We start from the raw sequence: 8,605 nt of genomic DNA, 5'->3' as shown, positions 1-8,605 counted from the left end.
GGGCATCACCTTCCTCGAGCAGGCGACCGGAAAATCGTTTGGCTGCTCGCGCAATCCACTGCTCGTCTCTGTCAGGTCTGGCGCGGCGCGATCGATGCCGGGCATGCTGGACACGGTGCTGAACGTCGGCTGTACCTTGCGCGCGGTGCGCGGCCTGGTGCGCGCGACCGGGCGGCCGCGGCTGGCCTGGGACTGCCGGCGGCGGCTGCTGGAGAGCTACGCCGAAACGGTCATCGGCCTCGATCCCGCGCCGCTTGCCGAGCGGCTCAATCAGATGATTACGGCCGAGAGCGTGGCCAATGAGCGCGAGCTCGACAGCGAGGCGCTGGAGCGGCTGGCCGCCGAGGAGCGTCGCCTGCTGGAGGATTCCGACGATGACGGCTGGCTCGAGGATGCCGATGTCCAACTCGAACGCTCGGCGCGCGCCGTGTATCGCTCCTGGATCAGCGAGCGGGCGCGCACCTATCGCCGGCTCGAAGGTCTGGAGCATCTGAAGGGCACGGCGGTCACTGTGCAGGCCATGGTGTTCGGCAATGGCGGCACGTCGTCGGGCGCCGGCGTTGCGTTCTCGCGCGATCCGTCGACCGGCGTGGACGAGCCGGTCATCGACGTGCTGTTCGACTCGCAGGGCGAGGATGTCGTGTCCGGCCGAAGGACGGCGGAGACGGAGACCGCGCTGTCACGGGCACTGCCGGAGGTGGCGCAGCAATTGCGCACGACACTGAAGCGGCTGGAAGGTGCTTTTCGCGATGTGCAGGACATCGAGTTCACCATCGAGGAAGGCCGGCTGTGGATCCTGCAGACGCGTGCCGCCAAGCGCACCCCGCGTGCCGCGCTGCGCATCGCGGTCGAGCTGGTGCATGAGCAACTGATCACACCGGAGGAGGCGCTCGGGCGTATCGATGATCTCGATCTCGATGCGCTCACCGAGACCTCGCTCATTTCGGCCCGCGAGCCCGCGGCGATCGGCGTTGCCGCCTCGGGCGGCGTCGCGACGGGACGTGCCGCGTTCGACAGCGCCTCTGCCGAGCGGCTTGCGGCGAACGGCGATCCGGTCATCCTGATCCGCCACGACACCAGCACCGCCGATGTGGCCGGCTTCGCGGCCGCATCGGGAATCGTCACCGCGGTCGGCGCGCGGACCGCGCATGCATCGCTGGTGGCGCGCCAGATGGGCAAGCCCTGTGTCGTCGGATGCGTGGCGATCCGCGTCGACAGCGCAGCCCAGCAGGCCCGCATCGGTGACACGGTGATAGCGTCCGAGGACTGGATCACCGTCGACGGCAATGCCGGCCACGTCCATCTCGGCCGTTGCGAGATCGTCGTGCGCCGTCCTGACGCCGAACTGGCGGAGGTGTCGACATGGCGCAAGCCGCGTGGTGCGGCCGGTTCGCTGCCGGGTGTGCCGGCCTGCATGACCTGCTAGGGCAGGAGATGCTGGGGTTGTGCAGGATCTGCGCGATCAGTTGGTCCGGGGCGTCGTTGGGTAGTCCAGCGGCAGTCCCAACTCGGCGGCGCGCTGCCGGCGGTCATGGCGGCGGAACTCGATTTCCCGCTGCTCGACTTGGATCAATTCGTCGCGCCACGCCTTCAGGGCGCGATCCCGCTCTTTCAAAGGTTTTTGAGCAGGCTCCATGAGGGTTTCTCCATCACCGCAAAGACGCACGGTAAGCCACTGATGTCTCCTATGTTACAGAATTATGAATGAAAGAGCAACCAGGGCCGAAGCAAGTCCCAGCGCAGGCGGCCGCAACTTGCCGGCGCGCGCGCCGCATCTCATGGGGCCAACCTAACGTAAGAAAAATCTGACATAAAAATTGATCGATCCCTGATTAGTTGACGCTGAGTTATGATTTTGATTTCGCGTTTTATCGGCTTGGCTGACGCCAAGCTCAAACGCATTGTCTCTGCGCCTTCGCTCGCGCCCGCTCTCGATCTCATATGCTGAAGGGCGAGACGTCTTTGAGGGGCGAGACGTCCTGTCGGCGTGCTGCTGTCGTCGCTGCGATCGTGTCCGATAGTTGCTGAAAGCATGATTGGTCTAATCGCGCCAGATGATACTCTGCAATCGAGACGTCTGGAAAAGCTGCCGGCGTTGAGCGCGCGTCAGTCAGCGTCGTCTCTCGCCAGCGGAGGCGACCGCCCAGCCAGGCTGAGCGGGCGCTCTGCGGCGCTGTCAGTATCTGGCCGGCGCCGGCACGGCGGTGCGGTTCGCGGGGACCGTGACGGGCTGATAGGAGAACACGTCGCGGCTGCTCGGATCGACGGTGACCTTGACCCAGCGCACGTCGTTGTTGCCGTTGCCCTGGTTGTCGCCGAAGGTCTCGACGCGAACGAAGTTCTCGAGCCGCTGGCCAGCGCTGTTGAGGAACGGCTGGTCGATCCGGAAGTAATGCGAGTCGCCGTGAACGTAGGCGACGGGCCTGCGGAACGCCTCGACCTCGGTGCGCAACGCGGTCAGGAAGCTCTGGAAGCCGTCGGGCTGGCCGTCGGTCTCGGCGAGCATCTTGGGATCGCGCAACGGCGCACGGGTGGAGTCCGCCTGGTCCCAGCCCGGATTGGCTTGGCTGATGAGCATCACCGCCACCGAGTTGCGCTTCTTGGCTTCGGCGAAGGTCTGCTGCATCCAGAGGATCACGGCGGAGTTGCGGGCATTGTACTCATCCGGATCGGGACTGGTGTCACAGAGATTGTTGCAGGAGCCCTGGATGTTGAGGGTCGCATAGGTCACGCGCCCGACCGTCCAGCGGCGGTTCTCCACGCAGCCGACCTTGGTGCCGCTGGCGCTGACGCACAGCGGATCGGTCTGCACCTCCTGGCGCAGCTTGCGCTGGCCGAGCGAGAACGGGGTTGAGAAGAACAATTTGCGCTCATAATCGAGCCGGTCGCGCGAATTGAAGCCGCCATTCGACGGCCGATCGCAGTCGACCCAATCATTGTCGCCTGGCGTGAACATCGCCGGCGCCTGCAGACTGTTGAAATTGGCCAGGGCCTGGGCGTAGAGGCCGGCATCGCATGCCGAATTCGAGCCCTGCTTGAGGTCGCCGTCGTGCACGGTGAACTTCAGGCGGTGGGCGTTCATGTCGGCGATCAGGTTCGGCACGCCGACGGTGGCCTGCAGCGTGGAATAGGGCATGTCGCCCCACAAGCCGATCGTGTATCCGTCGTCATCGTTGTCCCAGCCATGGTCATGCGCGAGGCTCGGCTGCGCAGCGGCGAATGCGAGCAGAGAGAGCGTGACGGACAGTGTGAGTAGCTCGTGAAACGTTGCCTTGAATGATGATCGAAGTTGCATGTGCAAGATCCCCCAAGATCTCGGTTGCATCGCGCCGCTTGCAGGGAAGCGGCAGCGCAACGATGCGGAGCGTCGATAACGGGGGCGTGACGATCGTCTGACATCCTCCTGACGGATCCGCGAAGAGCGTCGCGGGCAGCACCGCTGCACCGGATGACCAGAGCCCGCCGTCGTGCGCGGTGGGCTCCTCGTCATGGTCGCTGCCGATTACCAGCGATCGTCGCCGCCGCGATGATCGTGGCCGTGATGGTGCCAGCCATCATCGCCATCGTGATCGCCCTCCTGATCGGCGAACACGAAGAGGTTCATCAGGTCGCCGATGGCAGGGCGATTCCTCGGCACATAGAGGTGGTCGTCACGATCATGGATCGGGTTGGGAAGATGGTCGCGGCTGACGGCTGAGATCGTCGGCAGCCGCCAGTTGCGTTCGATGAACTTCAACAGCGAGACATGGTCGTAGTAGGTATGGTCGACATGGCCCTTCTTGGCGAGCGGGGAGACGACGATGAACGGGATGCGGGTGCCGTCACCGAGGAAATCCACCGGCTGGATGTAGCCGGAGTCGTAGTAGCCGCCGCCTTCGTCGGTCGTGATGAAGATCGCGGTCTTGGCCCAGATCTGCGGGTTGGCCTTGACCCTATTGATCAGCGCCTCCAGGAACTTCTCGTAGAGGTCGGTGGTCGAGTCGGCCGGATGGCCGGCCAGTGCCTCGAACGGGCGTACGAACGAGACGGCAGGCAGCGTGTTGTTCTGCACGTCCTTGACGAACGCGCCGTAGTTCTGCAGCTTGGCCTCCTCCGACGGGGTCTTCATGATCTTGATGAAGCCGGTCAGCGGGTCGCAGATGCCGCAATAGGAGTGGAACAGCAGCGGCACGCCATCGACGCTCTTGGCGAAGGCGGTAGCGTCGTCACCCCGATCGGCGCTGTAATACTTCCACGACACGCCCTTGGCGGTCATCACGTCGGCGATGGTGGGGGCGCTCTGCGGCGGCAGCACGAACTTGTCCGATCCCAGCGCATTCGGCTTGGTGCTGCTCTGGTTCCAGAACATGTTGTAGTTGTTGACTAGGTAATAGTGGTTCGGCGCGCAGCGGTTGTCATACACGCCATTCTTGAACAGCTGCTCGTTAATCGCGGCCACGCCGGGTGCGCTCGGATCGGAGCAATTGACGTAGGAGCCGCCGCTATAGCCGTCCTGCTTGTAGTAGTTGTTGGTGCCGGGAGCCGGATCTGGGTTCTCGATCTGGTTGGCATAGGGCACGGCGGGAGCGCCGTTCATGGTCTCGGGGTTGGTGAAGAACGCCGCGTGCCCGGTCACCAGCGACTGGAAGTTGGCGCCCGTACCGCCCATGATGGCCTGGTGGTAGTTGTCGCTGATCGAATATTCGTCAGCCAGCTGCTTGAAGAACGGCGCATCGCCGGGCTGCGCTTTGCCGGACGCGTCGGTGAACGGGTTCATGTTGTAGAACCCCATCGAAATGGCGCCCTCCATCGGGTTGAAGCCGCCGGCGGGATAGGGCTGTCCGTTCGATCCGGTGCCGATGGTCTGCTCGATCCACACGAACTTGTCGTGCTTGCCGCCGTCGATGTCCTGCCACATCTGGAAGAAGCGATGCACCGGATCGCCGGTGTAGGCGGCATATGGGACGTATTTCGAGATCTGGTACGGGCCGTTGGGAAGATTGGCCGGAAAGCGGGTGTCGAGGACGTTCTGCGGCAGGCCGATGCCATAGGTGGTGTAGGGCTGCGGCAGGGTCACGTAGGCGCCGGTCGAGGCGGTCTCGGCGCCGTAGCGCACCTCGTCGCGGCCGATCCGCTGCTCGGCCTTCTTGAAATGCCGGCCGGGCGAGCCGTCTTCGTTGACGATGCCCTTGCTCAGCAGATTGTCGATGCTTTGGCCCGGCTTTGGCTTGTAGGTGCCGAACAGATTGTCGAAGGTGTGGTTCTCACCGACGATGATGATGACGTGCTCGATGGGCGTACTGGCCGCAGGGCCGGCGAAGGCCGGAGCGACGCTGCTGCCTGCGACCACCGCAGTGGTCGCAAGCGCGAGCGCCTTGGATCGCGTGACTGTTCTGGTCATGGACGTCTCCCGACGAGGGGTGGTTGGCGCCGGCTTGGAGCGATGCGGCGCCTGCGACGATTTATCGCGGCAACAAATTGCAACCCAGTGTCGATCTCGATGCGGTTTTGTGACAGCCGCAACGAAACGACACGCGTGCGCTGCTCCGCGGACGGCATGGACGTTGATCAACCGAACGATCCGAAGACGTCAGCTTGCAGCGAATGTCTGCTGATAGATGTGCGAGAGCGAAGACGCGCAGTCAGAGTCGGCCGGGAACCCAGGCCAAAGCCATTGCCTGGCCTTGCGCGATCTGGCTCGCTGACATCTTCGAGGCGACCGCGTTGCGCAGGCGCAGATAATAGCTGCGCTGCGCATGGCCGGTATTGGCAGCCGCGAGATTGAGCCATTTGTAGGCAAGCACCACGTCCTGCGGGACGCCGTGGCCCTTGTCGTACATCAGCCCGAGCATGGCTTGGGCGAACGGGTCGCCGGCGGCGGCGGCCTGACAATAGAGATCCGTGGCGACGACATAGGCCTGTGGCGTCCCGAAGCCGTTCTCGTACATGAACCCGAGCATCGCCTGGGCTCGGGCATCGCCGTGCAACGCCAGCGGCGTCAGCACGCGCACCGCGCGGACGAAGTCGCCCCGTGCATAGGCGCTGCGGGCTGCCGCAACGGAATCGGCGTGCGCGGGCGGCGACACGCTTCCCAGCAGCAGGCATGCCGCCGCAAGAGACAGGATGGGGTTGCGTCGCGCCGTCCTTGTGGGACGACGGATCTCAGCGAGTGGTGCGGACACGCAACTCATCCGTGATGGCGGCTCCGACCGAACCGCGGAGCTTGGAGCGGAGTTCCTCGGCCACTTGATGCGCATCGCTGCCGTCCCTGATGATCTGCGGGCGGATGAAGATGATCAGCTCGGTCCGCGTACCCTTCTTGCCCTGATGCGAGAAGGCATCGCCCAGAACTGGAATTTCGTCGAACACCGGGATGCCGTTGCGGTTGCCGTTCTGCTGCTCGCTGATCAGGCCGGCGAGCAGCACCGTCTGTCCGTTGGCGACCGAGATCGCGCTCTTCACCTTGCGTTGCGACACCGTCGGCGTCAGCGTCGAAGCGCTCGTGGCCGCGACGTTGCTGATCTCCTGCTCCACCTCCAAACGCACATTGCCATTCGCGGCGATGCGCGGCACGACGCGCAGGATGATGCCGGTGTTGCGATAATCGATGGTGTTCACGACGGTGTTGCTCGACGACAGCACGGTCGCGCTGCCGGTCGAGACCGGAACGACATCGCCGACCTGCAGCGTCGCGGTTTGGTTGTTGATCACCACCAAAGACGGATTGGACAGCACCTTGACGCTGGTCACCGTGTGAAGCGCGTCCAGGATGATGTTGGGCGATGTTTCGCTTCCGATCAGGAAATTGAAGCCGGGCAGGGCGCGGTTGATGAGAGCGCTCGCGGCGGTTGACGCCGTGGCCGTGGCGACCGAGGTCGCCTGCGTGTTGGAGATCGAGCCGCGATCGGTGCCGAGACCGAGGAACTTGCTCGAAAGATAGGATTGCACGCCGTAGGATAGTTCGTTGGTCAGCGTCACCTCGGCGATCGTCGCGTCGATGCCGACCTGCAGCACCGGCTGGTCGAGTTGCTGCAGCGTGCTGGAGATGATGCGGTAGTTCTCGCGATCGGCGTAGATCAAGAGCGAGTTGTTGACGGTGTCCGGCGTGATGCGGACGTTCGGCATCAGCGACTGGCCACCGGTGCCGCCGCCGCGGGATTCCAGTCCGGTCGAGGTTGGCGTGCTGCTTGCGGAACTGGTGCTCGGCGATGCCGCGCCAGACAGGCCCGATGCGCCCTGCAGGCGGCTTGACGGGTTGGCGGCTGAGTTCGACGAGCCCGTGTTGAACGACAACCGGTCGGCCACGGAGTTCGTGGCGCCGTCAGAGCCCGGCGCGGTTTGGCTCTCGGCGCTCTCGGTCGATGCGGATGAGCCGGCGCCGCCGAACATGTCGGTGAGGATTCTCGCCAGCTGCCGCGCATCGCCATAGCGGATCCGGTAGACATGAACGCTGTTGCGGCCGGAATCGGCCTGGTCGAGCCGGCGGATCCAGGTCGCGGCGCTCTGCAGCAGGGCGGGCTTGCGCGCCACGACCATGATCGCGTTCAACCGGCTGATGACCTGCAGCTTGACCAGGCTCTGGCTCAGCCCGTTCTCGCCGCTGTCCATGATCTTCTCGAGCTCGGCGACAACAGGCTCCGGTGCCGAGTTGCTGACCGGAAACACGCCGACCGACTGGCCGCGCATCCAATCGACGTCGAAGCTCTGCGCCGTCTCGATCGCGGAACGTCGCTCGGGGCCCGTGCCCTGGATCAGCAGCAAATTGCGCGTCGGGTCGGCCCGCACGCTGCCGGCGCGCGTGGCGAAGCTGTCCATCAGCTTGAGGATTGTTTGCGCGCCGACATATTGGAGCGGCACGACCGAGACGCCATAGCCGGGCTCCGCGCGCCCGGCTTCTCCGTCCACGCGGCCGCCGCCGATGGCGTCGCCGAGCGGCGTCAGCTTGTAGCCGCCGCCCTCGCGCACCAGCACAACGCCCGACAGCCGCAGCGCGCTTTCCAGGACGAAAAGAATATCGGATTTCGCAACCGGCCGCGTCGACGTCAGGCTGACACTGCCCTGCACGCGTGGATCGATCGAGTAGCCGGCGCCGAGAATGTCACCGATGACGACCTTTGCGACCGCGGCGATCGGCGTGTTCTCGAAATTGAGATCGTAGCCCCGGCCGTCGGCCGCCGGCAACGGCCTGACGTCGGCAACCTCCTGAACCGTGGTCCCCTGATAGATCCGTGCGCTCGCGCGCTCGGCCTCGGTGCGGCCCTGGATCGATCCGACCGGCGCATTGTCCCGCGGCAGAATGTCGAGCGACCGGACCTTGTCGATGACGTCGACATCCGCTGGTGCGCTGGCCTGCGAGTTCAAGGTGGCCATGTTGCAGGACGCAAGCAGGACTGCGATCGCGAGCACCGAGGCATGACGGGCAACCGCAGCGGAGTGGCTTCGATTGCCGAGACGAAACATGAACTTGCCGATCTACTCGTTTGGAATGATCCAGGCGGGACAACGTCTCGCCGGGACCGCTCAACTGCATAGCCGCCGAATATGACACTTATGTATAACGGCCGGCCGCTCACATTCGTTTGCTCGGCAGGTGTGTCGAAATGCTTGCGAGCCGGTTTTCGTACAG

Annotated in this window: 6 protein-coding genes; 1 reads left to right on the top strand and 5 read right to left on the bottom strand. The window is 64.5% G+C overall.

The genetic code is table 11. The features are described 5' to 3' along the window. On the top strand, positions 1-1,426 hold a 1,426-nt coding region (locus BRAO375_RS22540; protein ID WP_035641660.1), incomplete at its 5' end, for a PEP/pyruvate-binding domain-containing protein. A gap of 36 nt (positions 1,427-1,462) precedes the next feature. Here BRAO375_RS22540 and BRAO375_RS38175 read toward each other — a convergent pair. The 5 genes from BRAO375_RS38175 to gspD form a co-directional block, all read right to left on the bottom strand. Then, positions 1,463-1,636, bottom strand: a complete 174-nt coding sequence (locus BRAO375_RS38175; RefSeq protein ID WP_085964529.1) for a hypothetical protein — start codon at positions 1,634-1,636, stop codon at positions 1,463-1,465. 540 nt (positions 1,637-2,176) lie between these two features. Beyond that, on the bottom strand, positions 2,177-3,295 hold the full coding sequence (locus BRAO375_RS22535; RefSeq protein ID WP_009029752.1) for a hypothetical protein: 1,119 nt from the start codon (positions 3,293-3,295) through the stop codon (positions 2,177-2,179). A 207-nt stretch (positions 3,296-3,502) separates the two neighbouring features. Next, entirely contained in the window at positions 3,503-5,380 is a 1,878-nt protein-coding gene (locus BRAO375_RS22530; RefSeq protein ID WP_009029750.1) for an alkaline phosphatase family protein, read from the bottom strand. Positions 5,381-5,621: 241 nt separating this feature from the next. Further along, complete coding sequence (locus BRAO375_RS22525; RefSeq protein ID WP_009029749.1) at positions 5,622-6,170, bottom strand: tetratricopeptide repeat protein; 549 nt, start codon at positions 6,168-6,170, stop codon at positions 5,622-5,624. After that, entirely contained in the window at positions 6,142-8,439 is a 2,298-nt protein-coding gene (gene gspD, locus BRAO375_RS22520) for a type II secretion system secretin GspD (protein ID WP_009029748.1), read from the bottom strand. The genes BRAO375_RS22525 and gspD overlap by 29 nt, the downstream gene beginning before the upstream one ends. Positions 8,440-8,605: the final 166 nt, after the last annotated feature.

Source organism: Bradyrhizobium sp. ORS 375, from assembly GCF_000239775.1.
In the GTDB taxonomy this organism is placed as follows: domain Bacteria; phylum Pseudomonadota; class Alphaproteobacteria; order Rhizobiales; family Xanthobacteraceae; genus Bradyrhizobium.
This window is presented reverse-complemented; position numbering and strand designations above follow the sequence as displayed.

Excerpts from the sequence above, each read along its gene's own strand:
- BRAO375_RS22525 (WP_009029749.1), bottom strand. The coding sequence starts at position 6,170 with ATGAGTTGCGTGTCCGCACCACTCGCTGAGATCCGTCGTCCCACAAGG.
- BRAO375_RS38175 (WP_085964529.1), bottom strand. The coding sequence starts at position 1,636 with ATGGAGCCTGCTCAAAAACCTTTGAAAGAGCGGGATCGCGCCCTGAAG.
- BRAO375_RS22530 (WP_009029750.1), bottom strand. The coding sequence starts at position 5,380 with ATGACCAGAACAGTCACGCGATCCAAGGCGCTCGCGCTTGCGACCACT.
- gspD (WP_009029748.1), bottom strand. The coding sequence starts at position 8,439 with ATGTTTCGTCTCGGCAATCGAAGCCACTCCGCTGCGGTTGCCCGTCAT.
- BRAO375_RS22535 (WP_009029752.1), bottom strand. The coding sequence starts at position 3,295 with ATGCAACTTCGATCATCATTCAAGGCAACGTTTCACGAGCTACTCACA.